Origin of the sequence: Bartonella sp. F02 (genome assembly GCF_026929975.1) — a bacterium.
GTDB lineage: Bacteria > Pseudomonadota > Alphaproteobacteria > Rhizobiales > Rhizobiaceae > Bartonella.
This window is the reverse complement of the sequence record NZ_JANHOK010000002.1, coordinates 62551-81365: the sequence shown is the minus strand read 5'-3', so window position 1 is coordinate 81365 and position 18815 is coordinate 62551. Positions and strand designations below refer to the sequence as shown.

General features: G+C 36.0%; 10 protein-coding genes. 5 read left to right on the top strand and 5 right to left on the bottom strand.

The genetic code is table 11. The features are described 5' to 3' along the window. Positions 1-52 precede the first annotated feature (52 nt). Positions 53-1300 carry a multidrug effflux MFS transporter gene (locus NPY00_RS01770; protein WP_269020322.1) on the top strand — a complete coding sequence of 416 codons (1248 nt, stop codon included), beginning with the start codon at positions 53-55 and terminating at the stop codon, positions 1298-1300. A gap of 102 nt (positions 1301-1402) precedes the next feature. Here NPY00_RS01770 and parC read toward each other — a convergent pair whose 3' ends face one another. Together parC and aspS are read right to left on the bottom strand one after the other, a co-directional pair. Continuing rightward, entirely contained in the window at positions 1403-3652 is a 2250-nt protein-coding gene (gene parC / locus NPY00_RS01765; protein WP_269020321.1) for a DNA topoisomerase IV subunit A, read from the bottom strand. 417 nt (positions 3653-4069) lie between these two features. After that, on the bottom strand, positions 4070-5860 hold the full coding sequence (gene aspS / locus NPY00_RS01760) for an aspartate--tRNA ligase (RefSeq protein WP_269020320.1): 1791 nt from the start codon (positions 5858-5860) through the stop codon (positions 4070-4072). Between the two features lie 167 nt (positions 5861-6027). Here aspS and rnd point away from each other — a divergent pair, with 167 nt between their 5' ends. After that, positions 6028-7185 (top strand): ribonuclease D, encoded by a 1158-nt coding sequence (gene rnd, locus NPY00_RS01755; protein WP_269020535.1) that lies wholly within the window; start codon positions 6028-6030, stop codon positions 7183-7185. 79 nt (positions 7186-7264) lie between these two features. Here rnd and ppx read toward each other — a convergent pair whose 3' ends face one another. Together ppx and NPY00_RS01745 are read right to left on the bottom strand one after the other, a co-directional pair. Continuing rightward, positions 7265-8776, bottom strand: coding sequence for an exopolyphosphatase (gene ppx, locus NPY00_RS01750; protein WP_269020319.1), 1512 nt, complete (start codon positions 8774-8776; stop codon positions 7265-7267). Next, the gene (locus NPY00_RS01745; RefSeq protein ID WP_269020318.1) at positions 8773-10962 is read right to left on the bottom strand and encodes an RNA degradosome polyphosphate kinase; all 2190 of its coding nucleotides are present in this window, start codon (positions 10960-10962) and stop codon (positions 8773-8775) included. The genes ppx and NPY00_RS01745 overlap by 4 nt, the downstream gene beginning before the upstream one ends. Before the next feature lie 185 nt (positions 10963-11147). On the opposite strand from NPY00_RS01745, the gene NPY00_RS01740 reads away from it, so the two are divergent. Further along, complete coding sequence (locus tag NPY00_RS01740) at positions 11148-11396, top strand: zinc-finger domain-containing protein (protein WP_269020317.1); 249 nt, start codon at positions 11148-11150, stop codon at positions 11394-11396. A gap of 21 nt (positions 11397-11417) precedes the next feature. Next, positions 11418-12683 (top strand): FAD-binding protein, encoded by a 1266-nt coding sequence (locus NPY00_RS01735; protein WP_269020316.1) that lies wholly within the window; start codon positions 11418-11420, stop codon positions 12681-12683. Between the two features lie 96 nt (positions 12684-12779). Here the strand turns inward: NPY00_RS01735 and dnaE are convergent, their stop codons facing one another. Further along, the gene (gene dnaE, locus NPY00_RS01730; RefSeq protein ID WP_442864020.1) at positions 12780-16268 is read right to left on the bottom strand and encodes a DNA polymerase III subunit alpha; all 3489 of its coding nucleotides are present in this window, start codon (positions 16266-16268) and stop codon (positions 12780-12782) included. A 337-nt stretch (positions 16269-16605) separates the two neighbouring features. Here dnaE and recG point away from each other — a divergent pair, with 337 nt between their 5' ends. Then, positions 16606-18714 (top strand): ATP-dependent DNA helicase RecG, encoded by a 2109-nt coding sequence (recG, locus tag NPY00_RS01725; protein WP_269020314.1) that lies wholly within the window; start codon positions 16606-16608, stop codon positions 18712-18714. The last annotated feature ends 101 nt before the right edge of the window (positions 18715-18815 follow it).

Here is an 18815-nt window from a genome sequence, read left to right as displayed (position 1 = left end):
TGAACAAATTATAAAATATTGCTCAGCCAAAACTTTTATTTCAAGGATGCGTATGTCATACTCTGTTGATACTCAAAAGCATATAGATACCATCAAAGAAAAAATTGGGTATAAAGAATTTGTTATTGTTATTGCAGCACTCATGGCAATCAATTCTATAGCCATTGATATTATGTTGCCAGCTATGCCTGATATTTTAGCAAATTTTCATATTACTGATGAAAATACTCAACATTATATTATTTCTTCCTACCTTATCAGTTATGGTATATCGCAAATATTTTTTGGTCCTATCAGTGACCGTTATGGACGTCGTAAACTTGTTCTGATTGGTCTTGCACTTTATTCATTTACAGCAATTGCTAGTGCATTCATATCAAGCTTTTCTGTCTTACTTATTTTACGTATCTTACAAGGAATTGGAGGGGCTGCTATACGCGTGCTTACAATTTCCATTGTAAGAGACCTTTATAGTGGACGAAAAATGGCAGAAGTTATGTCTATAGTTGTGATGGTTTTTCTCATTGCAGCAATGCTCGGGCCTGCAACAGGACAAATGATTTTACTTCTTGGGAACTGGCAACTTATTTTTATATTTATGGCTCTTGTTGGTTTTGGATTAATGATTTGGATTCAATTTCGTTTACCTGAAACTCTGCATACACCACGCTCTCTTTCCTTTTCTTCTGTAAAATATAGCTTTTCATTTGTTATGACCAATCGTACTATCCTGTGTTATACGCTTGCTGCTTCTATTCTTTTAAGCTTTATTTTTATCACTATTAATACATCACAACAAATATATGAAGGGATTTATAATTTAGGCTTTTGGTTCCCTGTCTTTTTTGCGATTGGTGCTGCATTTCAAGCTATAGCATCATTTTTAAACTCTCGATTTGTTGGACGTCTCGGAATGCGGCGCATAGCGCATAGCATGCTTTTCTTCTTTTTTGCTGCTTCGTGTACTATGTTTGTAAGTTCAATTTTAACCGATGGTATTATTCCTTTCCCTCTTTATATGTCATTATATTGCATCTTGATGTTTACGTGCGGTGGTATGATGCCTAATTTCAATGCACTTGCTCTTGAATCTGCAGGAGAAATTGCTGGAACGGCATCTTCTGTATCCGGTTTTCTTCAAACCTCTGTTGGAACAGGTCTTAGTTTTATTATTGCTCAACAATTCAATGAAACGGTAACTCCCAATTCGGTAGGATTTTTCCTTCTTAGTATCGCTGCTATATTTCTTGTTTTATGGGCTGAACGTGGACGCCTTTTCCAGCAATATAATATTCAATAAATATAAGTCATAAAACATAAAAAAGACCGAAAATATCTTTAACAGTATTACTGTTGAAGATATTTTTAGATTTTATTGTCTAAAAATATGGCTCTATTGACGTTAATTGGTAAATTTTCCTGATTTTGGAAAACCCTTTGGAACTAAACGCCCTACCCCAGCACGCGTTCCCATCCATTCAATAAGTTCATTTGCTTGACGATTAAAACTTCGTTCAGCAGCATCTTGCCAGCTTAAACCTTCTGATAAATTAAAAGTTTTTACATCAACAACACTACCACTTTTGTAACGTTGCAAACGAACTCCTTTACCTCGATTCATTTCTGGCATTTGCTCAATGGGGAAAATAAGCATTTTACGATTTTCTCCCACCACTGCAACGTGATCACCATTAACTGGAATGCACAGTTTCATCTGATCAGGAGACTTCACATTCATAACTTGCTTTCCTTTGCGTGTGTTGGCAATCACATCAGATTCTGAAACAATAAAACCATTTCCAGACGACGAAACCAAAAGCAATTTTTCCTGTACGTTACAAACAAATGCTGTCAAAATATCGTGCTCATCTTCCATATCAACTAAAATACGAATTGGATCACCATGCCCCCGTCCTCCAGGTAACGTATTTGCATTAATTGTAAAAAATTTTCCGCCCGTACTGATCACGATAATTTTATCGGTCGTGAATGCTGAAAAAGCTATTTTTAAGCAATCATCTTCTTTAAAAGAAAGTGTTTTATAATCACTCAAATGTCCCTTCAATGCACGAACCCAACCTTTTTCAGAAATAACAATAGTCACTGGTTCTTTTTCAATCATTGCTTGATGAATTTCATCAACATTATGTCTTGGAGCTTCTTCAAACGTCGTTCGTCTTTTGCCCAAAAATGTTTCAGAACCAAAAGTTTGACGAACTTTTATTATTTCCTTTGAAATTGCTTTCCACTGTTCTGTGTGGGAATCTAAAAGACTTTGTAATTGCTCTTTTTCATTTTTTAGAGCTTCAAATTCCTTACGAATTTCAAGATGTTCAAGTTTTCGTAAAGAACGCAAACGCATATTAAGAATAGCTTCAGCTTGAATTTCCGTTAATTGAAAACGTACAATTAACTCTTTTTTTGGCTCATCTTCTTCACGAATAATTTGGATGACTTCATCAAGATTTAAATATGCAGTAAGATAACCATGTAAAATTTCTAATCGACGATCAATTTCATTCAATCGATAATTCGAACACCGAACAAGTACTTCTTGGCGATGATTCAGCCACTGTTGTAAACTTTCACGCAAAGAAAGAACATTAGGAATTTTTCCTAAAGTCAATACATTAAGATTAAGAGGAAATCTTACTTCAAAATCAGTTAATTTAAAAAGCGACTCCATCAAAAGATCAGGATCAATCGTACGGTTTTTAGGAACAAGCACAATACGAATATCTTCTGCTGACTCATCGTGAATATCTTCAAGCATTGGTAAACGTCGTGAAAGCAATAATTCCGCTGTTTTTTCAATCAATCGCGACTTTTGAACTTGATATGGAATTTCAGTGACAACAATGACATAAGAACCACGATTCCCTGTTTCTTGATGCCAACGCGAACGTAGTCGAAAAAAACCACGTCCTGTTCGATAAGATTCTTGAATGCTTTTTTTAGATTCAATTAAAATGCCACCCGTTGGGAAATCAGGTCCAAGCACAAATTGATTTAAATCTTCATCATTTGCATCAGGATTAGCAATTAAATGCAATGCTGCGTCACATAATTCAGAAACATTATGTGGTGGAATTGATGTAGCCATCCCAACAGCAATACCTGAAGAACCATTAGCTAAAAGATTAGGAAAAGCTCCAGGTAAAACAATAGGCTCTTCATCTTCTTCATTATAAGTCAAACGAAAATCAATAGCGTTTTCATTGATTCCTTCAAGCAATAACGCTGCCACTTCAGTCATACGTGCTTCCGTATAACGCATTGCAGCAGCATTATCTCCATCAATATTACCAAAGTTACCTTGTCCATCAATCAAGGGGTAACGAACAGCAAAATTCTGAGCTAAACGCACTAATGCATCATAAATAGAAGCATCACCATGAGGATGAAATTTTCCCATTACATCACCAACAATGCGCGCGCATTTAGCATAAGGTTGCCCAGGATTAAGTCTGAGTAAACGCATTGCATGAAGAATACGTCTATGCACAGGCTTCAATCCATCACGCACATCAGGCAGTGCACGATGTGTAATGGTAGAAAGCGCATAAGACAAATAGCGCTCTTGTAAAGCAGAACGCAACTCTATTGGATGGATATGTTCTTTATCGGAAAGCAAATTTATTTTATCAGACATAGCACTAAGATAGAAATTACAAAATAAAAACTATTATTCGATGAAAAAACTTTTAGTATATTTTTCATTTACAGATTATTTTACTAAAATCACATTACATCGAAAAAATATTATTACAAAAACATGCATAGACAATGTTCTCTGTTTTTCAAATAAATAAGTACTTTCCTATTAATTTCAGCAAAGAAACAGAAAAACTATTGTTAATATAAAAATCTTTTTGAAAAACAATCTTGAAAGAACTGGAATAAAAAACAGATAGAAAACTTTTGTAGAATAAATGCGACAAAAACCGATATTTCTTGCAAGATCTAAAAACCTATAATCAGCAACAACACGGCCTTATCATATTTAAACGACAAACAAATCTCCCCTCTGCTAATTTCTCATCTCCAGAAGCATAACAACAACTCTTTATCAAGTATTTTTAACAGGCGGAACAATTCGAATTCCTAGATCATGTAACTGTGTAGCAGAAACATCAGATGGAGCACTCATCAAAAGATCGAACGCTTGCTGATTCATCGGGAATAAAGAAATTTCACGTAAATTTTTTACACCTTGTAAAATCATAATAATGCGATCAATACCTGCTGCCATACCGCCATGTGGAGGAGCACCATAATGAAATGCACGATAAAGTCCTCCAAAACGTTCTTCTACGACGTCTTTAGAAAGACCAACAAGATCAAAAACTTTAAGCATCATTTCTGGAGAATGATTACGGATTCCTCCTGATGCAATTTCATAACCATTGCACACAAGATCATATTGGAAAGCCTTAAGAGTAAGAGGATCTTGATTATCAACAGCATCTTGTCCCCCCTGAGGCATGGAAAAAGGATTATGTGCGAAATCAAGTTTTTTCTCATCTTCATTCCATTCAAAAAATGGAAAATTAACAATCCATGCCAATGAAAAACATTCAGTATCAATAAGGCCTAGTTCTTCTCCTGCTCGTGTACGAGCAGCACCAGCAAAAGCTGCAATTTTTTTTGGATTTCCAGCAACAAAAAAGCAAGCATCACCACTTCCAAGTCCAAGTTGAACACGAATAGCTTCTGTTTTTTGTTCACCAATATTTTTAGCGATAGGACCTGCTCCTTCAAAGGTTTCATTTTCCTTACGCCAAAAAATATAACCAAGTCCTGGCTGTCCTTCACTTTGTGCCCATATATTCATTCGATCGCAAAAAGCCCGACTCCCACCCGTTTTAGCAGGAATAGCCCACACTTGTGAATTTTGATCATCAGCAAGAATTTGAGCAAAAACTTTAAAACCAGAATCACGAAAATGTTGTGAGACGTCTTCCATAATAATTGGATTCCGTAGATCAGGTTTATCTGAACCATATTTCCGAATCGCTTCATCATACGAAATACGAGGAAATTTCTGAGTCACAGATTTTCCATCTGCGAACTCTTCAAAAACAGAACGCATAATAGGTTCCATCGTTGCTAGAACATCTTCTTGTTCAACGAAACTCATTTCAATATCTAACTGATAAAATTCACCTGGAAGACGATCTGCGCGTGGATCTTCATCTCTAAAACAAGGAGCTATTTGAAAATAGCGATCAAAACCAGACATCATTAATAATTGCTTATATTGCTGAGGCGCCTGAGGAAGTGCATAAAACTTACCCTGATGAATACGACTTGGAACTAAAAAATCTCGTGCTCCTTCTGGTGATGATGCTGTTAAAAGTGGTGTCGTGAATTCTGTGAAACCATTTTCCTGCATATGTCGTCTCATCGAAGAAATAATTTCCGTACGGCGCATGATATTTTTGTGCATAGTTTCCCGACGTAAATCAAGAAAACGATATTTCAAACGCATATCCTCTGGATAATCAGGTTCTCCAAAAACAGGTAAAGGAAGTTCATCAGATTTTGAAAGGATTTCAACTTCTTGAGCAAAAATTTCAATCTCACCCGTTGGAAGAGAGGCATTAATAACATCCTCAGAACGTGCACGCACTTCTCCATCCACACGAATAACCCATTCAGCACGAACTTTATCAATGATTTTAAAAGCCGGCGAAGCAGGATCAACAACAATTTGTGTGATTCCAAAATGATCGCGCAAATCAACAAAAAGAATCCCACCATGATCGCGAACACGATGAACCCACCCTGAAAGACGAACCTGAATTCCTACGTCGCTTTTACGAAGAGCGGCGCAATTATGACTGCGATAACGGTGCATAGTTTTTGCCTTTGGTTATAATTGTTTTTTCTTGTTATAATTGTTTTATACGTATTACAAACGCTTTTTAATCATAATTTGTCAAGATATGACTACAAAGATTAAAAAAACAATATCAAAGACAAATTAAATCGACTTTGTTATACTGAGATTTTTGTTATACTAAGATAATGAAACTTATTACACAAACAACTGATCTCGAAAAAGCTATTACAACTTTACGTAATTCTGATTTTGTAACAGTAGATACCGAGTTTATCCGCGAAACAACTTTTTGGCCTCAATTGTGCTTGATTCAGCTTGCATCACCAAATGCTACCGTGCTTATTGATCCTATATCACCCGATATTAACTTACAGCCATTTTTTGACCTAATGAAAGATGATAAAATTGTTAAAGTTTTTCATGCGGCTCGGCAAGACATTGAAATTATTTATCATCTTGGAGGAGTTATTCCTTACCCTTTATTTGACACACAAGTAGCGGGATCAATTTGTGGTTTTGGTGATTCTATTTCTTATGATCAAATTGTACAACATTGTACTGGACACCATCTTGATAAATCTTCTCGCTTTACAGACTGGAGTTGTCGCCCTCTTTCCGAAAAACAACTCCTCTATGCACTTGCCGACGTTACATATTTAAGAGACGTATACCTTTCATTGAAAACACAATTAGAAAAAAATAAACGCCTTCACTGGATAAATGACGAAATAGCATCACTTTTAACACCAAAAACCTATGACATACCAGAAGATGAAGCATGGACAAAAGTAAAAGGAAAAGTCAAAAAACCTCGTGAGCTTGCTGTATTACAAAAAATAGCAGCTTGGCGTGAGCGCGAAGCAAAAGAGCATAATATTCCGCGTCGTCATATCCTAAAAGATGAATGTCTCATAGAAATTGCAATACAACAACCAAAAGATGAATCAACTTTGCAACGGTTGCGGGGTTTCAACAAAAATTGGAATCGTTCATCATCAACCATGCAAACACTTCTCAAAGCTATCCATGAAGGCTTAAAAGTTGATTCAGATAACTTGCCTACACTGCCTAAGCATAATGTTATCAAAGCTAAAACAACTGCAGCAATTGATCTTCTTAAAGTTCTATTAAAGCTTGTTGCTAATGAGAATAGCATTGCTCCCAAAATTATTGCAACTTCTAGTGATCTAGAAAAAATTGCCAACGGCACTGGAACACACAATATACCCGCTATGAATGGGTGGCGTTATGAAATATTTGGTAAAAAAGCTGAACAATTACTTAAAGGTCAAATAGGACTTTATTTTAACAATGAAAAAATAAAAATCAAATACCTCTAATCGATAGAGAGTTTTTCCAAGAGCAGTACACATCCATCAAATAAATTAAAATATTTTTAGAATAAAATAATAAAAAAACTTAAGATATTTCAAAGATCACAGGTAACTTTATTATTTTTGATAATTGCTTTAATCGCCCAAGAGGTCGCTCACCAATTAAATCCGCATAGCGCACTGGAATATGTAATGTAATACAATCTTTTTTCTTCTCCCACAATAAATTAGGTAAAACGCCTTCAATAGAAGTACTGAAGAGACTTGCTATCCGCATAATGCCACCAAGAATGCGCGCTTTTTCCATAATATCAACGGTTGCTAATTTGAAAAGAGTTGGAAGCTCTTTATCAGAAAATAAACCTGCATTGCGAAAAAAAACTGACAATGCAGCATAAATGCGCCCTTCATGAGAAATTCCTGGATAAGACCCCAATGCTATTTGATTAGCAGCTTCATTCCCTCGATAATCTGGATGTATACGCCAGCCAATATCAGCAAGAAGACACGCAGCTTTACGATAACGATATTCATTTTCAATTTCTGAAATTTCAAAAGCCTCAAATGCATTTGTAGTAAAATTAATGAGCTCTTCTGCTTGCTTTGGTGAACGTGCCCGTAAAATAGCCATTTCCGCACATGCTGCAATTAAAGGATCTGATGCACGCACTTGTTGCGATAGTTTGGAATACACAAAACCTTCACGAACTCCAGCTCCAGAAAAAACTATTTTTTTAAACCCCATATATTGTATAAGTTCAATAAGAACAACAGCTCCATAAGCCAGAAGTTGACGACGGTTTTTTGAAATCGTTGAAATTCCTTTTATCGTATTAATATCATCACTCACAACAAGATGCAGAAAATCTTTCATTTCATGTGCATCAACTTCATAGCCATGCACAACAGGTAAACCGTAGTTTGTTGCCATCATATGAAACTTAGCTAAATTACGCCAAGTTCCCCCAACTGCATAAAAATAAGGCGCTCCAACTTCAGAGAGATGAGAAACTTTACAAAGTGTTTCACGTACAATTTTTTCTGCAGTAACAATATTATTGTTCGACATATACTGCAGCCGTAACCCTCCTAACGGAAGTGTTATTCCTTTCCCCACATCAGAATTATCAATATTAATAAGTTCAAGACTTCCACCACCAAGATCACCAACAACACCTTTTGGTTGATAAAAGGTAGAGATTACTCCATAGGCTGAATAAAGAGCTTCTTCATTTCCCGAAAGAATATATATTTTATTTTGCAAAATGTGCTCAGCATTTTGAATAAAAACCTGCCCATTTTTCGCTTCTCGCGCTGCTGCTGTTGCTAAAGTATAAATTTCATTGACGCCAATTTGTTGACAGAGTGCACGAAATCGCTTCAATGTTTGCAATGCTCTTTTAATTGATTTTTCTTCTAAAAATCCAGTTTTTGCAACACCTTGACCAAGACCACAAAGAATTTTTTCATTAAATAAAACTGTTGGCGAACGAACAAGACCTTCATAAACAACAAGCCGAATAGAATTCGAACCAATATCGATAACAGCAACTGGCTTACGCCCTTTCAATCGACCCTGAGCACTTGTATACGTCATTCAGTTTCAGTCTTTATGTATTTTACCCGCTGGCGACGCAATTTAATCAAATGCGAAGCAGAAGATAAGAAAGATTGCTCCCATTCTGAAAGCCCCACATCCATCATAAAATACTCCTGCGCATTAAACGGGATCTCACCTCTTTGCAATATCACACGTTTTGATGTTCCATCGCTCAATATATCAAAGCTTTGTTGGTTATCAAGAATATTAGCCAACATAATCTGCGAAAGAACTTTATGATGAACTGTTTTATTCAAAGCTGGAATTAACACTTCAACACGGTGATCAAGATTACGAGGCATCATATCGGCTGATCCAAAATAAACAATGGCATTTTCATTGGGCAAATCTCCACCATTTCCAAAACAAAAAATACGGCTATGCTCAAGAAAACGCCCTACAATTGATTTAACACGAATATTTTGTGAAATTTTTGGAATACCAGGCCGCAAACAACATATTCCACGCACAATTAAATCAATTTGCACACCCGCTTGACTAGCACAATACAGAGCATCAATAATTTCAGGATCAACTAATGAATTTACTTTCATCCAAATAGCCGCAAATAAACCTTGTTGAGCATTATTAATCTCACCCTCGATATGCTGAAGAATACGACTCCGCAATGTTAATGGCGAAAAAGCAATTTTCATTGGCTCATTTGGTCGCGCATATTTAGTAATATAATTAAACAATAATGCAACATCACGACCGATATCATCATTTGCACTAAAAAAAGAAAGATCCGTATAAATTTTAGCTGTTATAGGATGATAATTTCCAGTTCCAAGATGAACATAAAAACGCAGACGATTTTCTTCTTGCCTTACTACAAGCGACATTTTAGCATGCGTCTTAAGTTCAATAAAACCAAAAACGACCTGAACACCAGCGCGCTCAAGATCACGAGCCCAACGAATATTCGCCTCTTCATCAAAACGTGCTTTAAGCTCCACCAAAGCAGTTACAGACTTACCGCGTTTAGCCGCATCAATTAAAGCAGCAACAATTGGACTATCATTTGATGTTCGGTAAAGTGTTTGCTTAATTTCAACAACATTGGGATCATCGGCAGCTTGACGTAAAAATTGTACAACAACACCAAATGACTCATAAGGATGATGAATAATAATATCTTTTTCACGAATAGCTGCAAAACAATCATCATCATACGCACGAACATATCCAGATAAACGAGGAGTATAGGGAACAAACTTTAAATCATCGCGCGTAATAGACGTAATTTCTGATATCATATTCAGTGCCAACAATCCATCTAGCACACTGACACAATGATAAGGTGCCGCAAGTTTACTTGTGATAAATTGACGCAACTTTTTAGGCATTTTTGCATCAAATTCTATTCGAATAACCTGTCCACGACGACGCCTTTTTAATGCATTTTCAAAAAAACGAACGAGGTCTTCAGCCTCTTCTTCCACTTCAATATCGCTATCACGGATCACTCTAAATGTACCAAATCCTTCGACTTGATAACTAGGAAACAAGCGACAAGAAAAAAGATTAATAATGTCCTCAAAAGCAATAAAACGAAAAACATCTCCATTTTGAGGAAGCAAGACAAAACGCTTCAAATTGGCTGGTATACGGACTAAAACAGTCATAGAAGATTGATGAATAGATTCAAATAATTGGAACGCCATAAAAAGAGTTAAATTGGGAACAAATGGAAAAGATGAAGAAGGATCAACTGGTAAAAATGTTAAAGAAGGAAAAATCGCATCAAAAAAGTATTTCTCAAGCCATAATCTTTCCACCAATGAAAGTTTATCAGAATCAATAATTTCAATATTATGTTGTTTCAACTCATCACGCAAAACACATAATTCTTTCTGTTGCTGAATCTGCAAATGTGAAATCTTAGCAAGCACTAACTCGAGCTGTTCTTGTGGTGTGTGTCCATCTGCACTACGTTCTGTAATCTCAGCACGAATTTGAGCAACAAGCCCAGCAACACGAACCATAAAAAATTCATCAAGATTTTTTGCTGAAATTGACAGAAATTGTAATCGCTCTAAAAGAGGATGCTTTGGATTAGCAGCTTCCATCAATACACGATTATTAAATTCCAACCACGAAAATTCCCGATTCACAAATCGCGTTGAATCTTTCATTGTTATATCATACACAGAAATTTTATCTGTCACGGCTTGTTTCATATATTTAAGTTAATTTGCCTTTGTCCCTGCTTATCTATAGTCAAAATAATTTAAAATCATTTTTAAATTTGCAAATTGTCTTGAATAGCATCTTATACTATAGTCAATTGCATTACAAACCAATTAAGATAAGATATTGATTGACATCATACCTTATTCAAATAATTTGCTTGGAGTTTGCCCATATGGCTGATCACCACATTCTTTATTTCCAAAATAACCACGGATATAAAACAATCGAAATCGGTGTAAAAGAATTTATGTGTATAGGAGCAACGCAGCCCTTCGATCATCCTCACATTTTCATAGATATGGGGGCTGCTGATGAAAAAATTTGCCCTTATTGTTCAACGCTTTATCGTTATAACCACTCATTACCACACCGCAAAACAAATCCAGATGGATGTTTATATAATGCGGATAATACCTTATAGCCTATTTCTTATTTTCACAGGATGAAGTGGTCAAAAAATAAATCACCGATCATTATTGGAGGAGGAATTGCAGGGCTCAGCTCTGCTTTAGCACTTGCTCATAAAGGTATTGCCAGCACTATTATCGAGAAACGTCAACAACTCGATAATATAGGATCCGGTATTCAACTTACTCCAAATGCAACATGTATTTTAGCACGTTGGGGAATTCTTGATAAATTAACAGAAGAAGGTGTGAAGCCACATTTTCTTGAATTAAGGGATGGCGTATCTTTAAAAACACATTTACATATTGATCTCATTGATTTATCTAAAAATCGCTGGGAAAAGCCGTATATTACAATTCATAGGGCAAACTTACAAAAAATTTTATATAATGCTGTTATTGAAAACCCTCTCATCACACACAAAATGGGTGAAGCTATTATTTCATCTCATCAAATAGAAAATAACAATATTAGTATAGAAACAATAAAAACAGACAAATTGACAGAAATACAACAACACCAATTTTACTCAACTTCCCTTCTTATTGGATGTGATGGTGTTTGGTCAAAATTACGAGAATTTCCTCCTTTTTATGAAAAAGCTGATTTTAGTGGCTTTACTGCGTGGCGTGCAACAACCACATTTGAAAATCTTCCTCAAAATTTTCGCTCTACATTGCAAAATAAAAATACAGTTATTGCTTGGATGGGCCCCAAAAGTCATCTTGTTGCTTACCCTATTCAACCTGAAAAGATTTTTAATTTTGTTGCAATCACCCATGGAAAAAATCCAGGAAAAGAATGGATGAAAAAAGGAGAAAAAGCAAAACTCAAATCTTATTTTAAAAACTGGAATTCTCATATTTTTGAAATTTTTGACTCTCTTGATGAATGGAGTTATTGGCCACTATTTGAAATGAAATATAATCGCTTTAGGGGCTTAGAAAAGCAAGTATTTGTTGGTGATTGCGCACATGCGGCTCTCCCTTTTGCAGCTCAAGGCGCTGCAATGGCAATAGAAGATGCGGCTACATTAGCGGAGGTACTGTCACTTAATAATCTTTCATTAATTGAAGCGACTTCATTTTATGAAAAAATACGTAAACCTCGCATTACTGCCGTAAAAAAACGTGGAAATTTTAATCGATTCACTTACCATGCTACTGGTCCCATAGCAGTTGCTCGTAATCTCATCATGAAAATGCGCACATCAGAAAATATCATTGCAGGCCTTGATTGGCTTTATACTTATGATGCTATAGATGTAACAAAAATGCTATTATCAAAAAATCTAAAATAAATCTTTTAAAATCTTAATCTATTTTAAATCATTCAATATAAATACAAAAATGCAACTTCAAACCAGAGAATTGCAAATCTATCGATTTAAATTGATTTAATTTAATTCTACAGCAACAACACCATGAAGTGTTTTCATAGCACTTGCTATACGTGAATTAACTTTGTACCGATTGGGAAGTGCAATTTCAACTTCTCGTAACCCATCTTCTTGGAGGAAAACAATCGCGACTTCTCCATTCCCGCTGGATTTTAAATTTTGTTCAATTTGTGAAAGTATATCAACCGTTTTTATAAAAAGACGCATCATTTTATGATCATATAATGATTCATCTTCCAAAGACTTAACCGCTTCAATACGCAAACTAATCCCTTCAGAACGATTTTCTGCACTCACCTCCACGATAAAAGATTTTCCTGGCTCTAGCATATCTCCATAAAGAGAAAGCCCTTCAGAAAATAGAACCGCCTCATATTGTCCGCTTCTATCAGAAAACTGAATAATTCCCATTTTCTTACCAGATTTTGTTTTACGAATTTGTTTTGCAACAACAGTTCCAGAAAGCCGTGCAGCTGTTGCACCTGCTTTTACAGCATTAGAAAAGTGATCCCAAGTCTGCACACGTTTTTTAGCAAGAACAGCTTGATACTCATCTAAAGGATGAGCAGAAAAATAAAAACCAATGACCTGAAATTCACGATAAAGTTTATCAGCTGGAGACCAAGGATCTGCCTGCGATAGATGCAAAGGTTCTTTCAGCCCATTCGCCATCTTAAAGATATCAGTTTGCCCACTAGATTTGTTATCAAGAATGCGAGTAGCACGTGCATTAAAAATTTCAAGACTCGCTAATAAAACTTCACGAGAAACGTTAAAACAATCAAGAGCTCCCGCGTAAATTAAACTTTCCATCGCACGCTTATTAACAATATGGGGATCAATCCGCTCACAAAAGTCCTCCAAATCTCTAAAAACTCCATTCTCACGACAAGCGACAATATGGTCAACAGCTGCATCGCCTACTCCTTTAATGGCAGAAAGAGAATAGTAAATACAATTTTCACCAACTTCAAAAAGGCGATATGATGTTTGTACAGAAGGCGCAATAACTTCAATTCCTAGCCTTAAAGCTTCACGCCTAAAATCATTCAACTTATCTGTATTTGTCATATCATATGTCATAGAAGCAGCCAGAAATTCAATGGGATGATGGGTTTTCATGTAAGCTGTTTGATATGAAACAAGAGCATAAGCGGCAGCATGTGATTTATTAAAACCATAATCTGCAAATTTTGCTAAAAGATCAAAAATAATATCGGCTTGCTCTTTATCAATTCCACCATCAACAGCTCCATTTACAAAACGCGCGCGCTGTTTTTGCATTTCTGAGTGAATCTTTTTTCCCATTGCACGACGCAACAAATCTGCTTCTCCAAGAGAATAACCAGAAAGAACTTGAGCAATTTGCATGACTTGTTCTTGATAAACAATAACGCCTTGTGTTTCCCTAATTAAATGATCTATTTTAGGATGAATAGAAGAAATTTCTTCTTCTCCATGCTTACGTGCATTATAGGTCGGAATATTCTCCATCGGACCAGGACGATAAAGCGCTACCAACGCAATAATATCTTCAATACAGTCTGGCTTCATCCCAATAAGCGCCTTACGCATACCAGCACTTTCAACCTGAAATACACCAACTGTCTCACCACGCGCCATCATAGCATAAGTTTCCTCATCATTAAGAGGAATACGGGATAAATCTATTTTTATGCTTTTTCGTGCCACAAAATCCACGGCCATTTTTAAAACCGTAAGTGTCTTTAAACCAAGAAAATCAAATTTTACTAATCCAGCTTGTTCAACACACTTCATATTAAACTGGGTAACGGGCATATCAGAACGTGGATCTCGGTACATAGGAACAAGGTCTGATAGTGGACGATCCCCAATAACAATTCCTGCAGCATGTGTTGATGCGTGACGGTACAGCCCTTCCAATTGAAGTGCTATATCCAACATACGTCCAATAAGAGGATCTTTTTTCTTTTCTTCTTTAAATTTTGGTTCATCCTGAATCGCTTGTTCTAATTCAATATTACTACCAGGTGTAGAAGGAACCAATTTTGTCAAATAATCAACTTGACGATAAGGAATTTCTAGAACACGCCCAACATCACGCAATACAGCACGTGCTTGTAATTTACCAAAGGTAATAATTTGAGCAACTTGATCACGACCATATTTTTCTTGTACATAACGAATAACTTCTTCGCGTCTTTCTTGACAAAAATCGATATCAAAATCCGGCATAGAAATACGGTCGGGATTCAAAAAGCGTTCAAATAAAAGAGAAAAACGCAATGGATCAACATCAGTAATAGTCAATGCATAAGCAACAAGTGAACCAGCACCAGATCCACGCCCTGGACCAACGGGAATATCGTGAGCCTTTGCCCATTTAATAAAGTCAGAAACGATAAGAAAGTAGCCAGAAAACTGCATACGTGTAATAACTGAAATTTCATAATCAAGCCGCTGTTCATAGTCTGCAATCGTATAGCCTTCAGCTATACCAATCGTTTCAAGACGCATTTTTAAACCTGATTTAGCCTGATTTAACAATTCTCTATTCTCTGCTTCTAAAACAGAACTCGAATCTGAAGACTGTTCTATAAAGCGAGGCAAAATTGGCTCTCGTGTTGGCGTAAAAGCATGGCAGCGTAATGCAATCTCAACACTATTTTCCAAAGCTTCAGGAAGATCTGAAAACAATGAAATCATTTCGTCTTGCGACTTTAAATAATGATCTTGCGTTACACGTTTACGATCTGGATTAGAAACAATTTGTCCTTCTGCAACCGCCATGAGTGCATCATGGGCTTCATATCCGTTTTTATCTCTGAAAAAAGCCTCATTGGTCGCAACAAGAGGAATTTCGTGAGCATAAGCCAATTCAACAAGCATTTCTTCTATTTTTCGATTGTACGCACCATGTCGTTGTAATTCAACATAAAGACGATCACCAAAAATTTTTTTCAAATACGTTAAACGTTCAACAGCTTGCTCTTGCTTATCCTCCTCCAAAGCAGAATTAATAGGACCTCCTCGTCCTCCCGTTAAAGCAATAATTCCTTCATTTTGCGACAGAAGCCAATCAACTTTAATATGAGGAGGATCAACATCTTTTTTATCAAGATAAGCACGACTAACAAGATGAACTAAATGAGCATAGCCTATTTCGCTTGCAGCAAACAGAACAATAGAGGAAACATTACAAGGATATTGCTTTTTAACTAGATGCGAATGATGATGTGTATCACAAAAATCAACTGCAAGCTGGCAACCAATAATCGGTTGAATACCATGAGCAAAACAACTTTGTGAAAACTCTAAAGCACCAAATAAATTATTCGTATCCGTAATAGCAATCGCTGGTGCATGATCTGAAAGTGCATGCTGAATAATTTGCTTTATTTTTAAAGCTCCTTCAAGAAGTGAATAAGCTGAATGTACTCTCAAATGAATAAAACGAGGAAGGGAATTTTTTCTTTCCAGTGTTTTACTTTTTGTTTCTGACACTTTCATAATTTCCCATCATCTAATACATGCTAAACTGCGCTGATTATATATCTTACTACAAAAAAATATTAGTTTCTCAAGTTAATCTATAATTAAAACAAATATCTATAACCACAATAAGCAGGCTTATAAAAATAACAAATAGCGCCCTTCACCAAATAAATTATTGATCTACATCATATTTTCTGTCACAATTTTGATGAATTTATTATTCAAATGTTTACTTTTTTATTTAAGGATTAAAATAAATAATATAATTTTCTCTCATACGCCAAATAAATGGGCTTCTGTAAACTCTTGTGAACAGTCAGAAAAACAAAGAGCAGGTTGATTTTTTATGCGTCCAAGCCTTATTGACCCTCTTTTCTCTCCTATCCATACCCTTTCGAGAATTAACTCAAAAACATGTGATCTATTAGCTAGGGTTTTAAACGTTAATCCTACACAACGATCCCCTACGATTATCGACCTTCTTTTATTAATGCCGCATTCCGTTATAGATCGTAGAAAATGCCCCAATATTTCTTGTGCACAAGAAGGAACCATTGTTACTCTTGAAATTATTATAGATCAGCACCAGCCTCCTCCTTCCAGTCGCAATAGATTACCTTATCGGGTTATTGGTTATGATAACACAGGAACAATCACTTTAGTCTTTTTTCATGCTCAGCGTTCTTGGTTAGAAAAACAACTCCCAATAGGAAAAAAAGTAATTGTATCAGGAAAAGTTGAACGTTTTAACGGAAAACTTTCAATGGTTCACCCTGATCATATCATTGCGAATGAACAACTCAATCAGATACCATTAATAGAACCTGTTTATTCTTCTACTGCTGGACTATCAACAAAAACATTAAGACGAACAATAAAAAACGCTCTTGATTATATTCCACTCTTACCAGAATGGATAGAACAAAGTATAAAGGAGCAGCAAAAATTTTCTTCTTTTTCTGTTTCTTTGCATCGTATCCATACGCCCATAGATCCAAACGACTTAGATTTAAAAAGTACGGCACGCAAACGTCTTGCTTATGATGAACTTCTTGCAAATCAATTAGCTCTTGGTCTTGTGCGTTTAAAAACGAAATCTCTTTCAGGGATTTCACGTCCTCCAACAGGACACTATACTGAAAAACTTCTTAAAGCTTTGCCGTTTCAACTCACAAATGAACAAATAAAAGCTATAAAAGATATTGAAAATGATCTAGCATCATCTGAGCCTATGTTAAGACTCCTTCAAGGAGATGTAGGAGCAGGAAAAACTGTCGTAGCACTGATGGCAATAGCTCAAATAGCTGAAAATTCAGGACAATCCGCTTTAATGGCACCAACAGAAGTTTTAGCACGACAGCATTTTGCCACGATTGCTCCTCTTGCCGAAAAAATTGGTTTGCAAACAACTCTTTTAACAGGACGAGAAAAAGGAAAATTGCGTGCCAATATTCTAAGCAATATCCTATCTGGTCAAACATCTATCATCATTGGAACACATGCTTTAATACAAGAAGGAGTTAACTATAATAATCTTGCTTTAGCTATTATTGATGAACAGCATCGCTTTGGTGTAAATCAGCGTCTTTCTCTAGCGACCAAAGGTAATAAACCTGATATGCTTATGATGACCGCAACTCCTATTCCGCGGACACTGGTATTAACAACTTACGGTGATATGGATGTATCACAAATTACAGAAAAACCAAAGGGACGACAACCAATTACGACAGTAACAATTCCCCTAGATCGAATTAATGAACTTATAGAACGAATTGCAACAATTATAGAAAAAGGTGAAAAAATTTATTGGATTTGTCCCTTAGTGGAAGAATCCACCAGTCGTGAACTTACTTCAATTGAAAGCCGTTTTGCTATATTGCAGGAAAGATTTGGCTCTTGTGTTGGCATGATACACGGAAAAATGTCTGCTGATGAAAAAGACGCTGCGATGACATCATTTAAATGTGGAAATATACGCATTTTGATTGCAACCACAGTTATCGAAGTAGGAATAGATATTCCTGATGCTTCTATTATCATCATTGAGCACGCGGAACACTTTGGCCTATCACAACTCCATCAATTGCGTGGACGAGTTGGACGAGGAGAAAAAAAATCATCTTGTATTCTGCTCTATAAAAATCCACTCACAAAAACAGCAGAAGAACGCCTCAATATTATACGCAATACAGAAGACGGATTTAGAATCGCCGAAGAAGATTTACGTTTGCGGGGTGGTGGTGAGCTTCTTGGAACAAAACAATCCGGTATGCCTGAATTTCATATAGCAAATCTTGTAGCCCATAGTGATCTTTTATCCATAGCAAGAACAGATGCACGTTTATTTTTACAAAATGACGCAACTCTCGATTCAGAAAGAGGGCAAGCTTTACGCTTGCTCCTTCATCTTTTTGGACGAGATGACGCCATTCAGCTTTTACGCGCAGGCTAAACTTATAAAATGGTTTTTAAGAAGACATCTCCTTCTTTCAAATGTACAAACCACTCTGTAATTTCAACTCTTTCTTACTCTCTTTATAAAAAAGCAATGAG

Coding starts and splice junctions, on each gene's coding strand:
- NPY00_RS01740 (WP_269020317.1), top strand. CDS start 11,148: ATGGCTGATCACCACATTCTTTATTTCCAAAATAACCACGGATATAAA.
- parC (WP_269020321.1), bottom strand. CDS start 3,652: ATGTCTGATAAAATAAATTTGCTTTCCGATAAAGAACATATCCATCCA.
- NPY00_RS01745 (WP_269020318.1), bottom strand. CDS start 10,962: ATGAAACAAGCCGTGACAGATAAAATTTCTGTGTATGATATAACAATG.
- recG (WP_269020314.1), top strand. CDS start 16,606: ATGCGTCCAAGCCTTATTGACCCTCTTTTCTCTCCTATCCATACCCTT.
- NPY00_RS01770 (WP_269020322.1), top strand. CDS start 53: ATGTCATACTCTGTTGATACTCAAAAGCATATAGATACCATCAAAGAA.
- aspS (WP_269020320.1), bottom strand. CDS start 5,860: ATGCACCGTTATCGCAGTCATAATTGCGCCGCTCTTCGTAAAAGCGAC.
- ppx (WP_269020319.1), bottom strand. CDS start 8,776: ATGACGTATACAAGTGCTCAGGGTCGATTGAAAGGGCGTAAGCCAGTT.
- NPY00_RS01735 (WP_269020316.1), top strand. CDS start 11,418: ATGAAGTGGTCAAAAAATAAATCACCGATCATTATTGGAGGAGGAATT.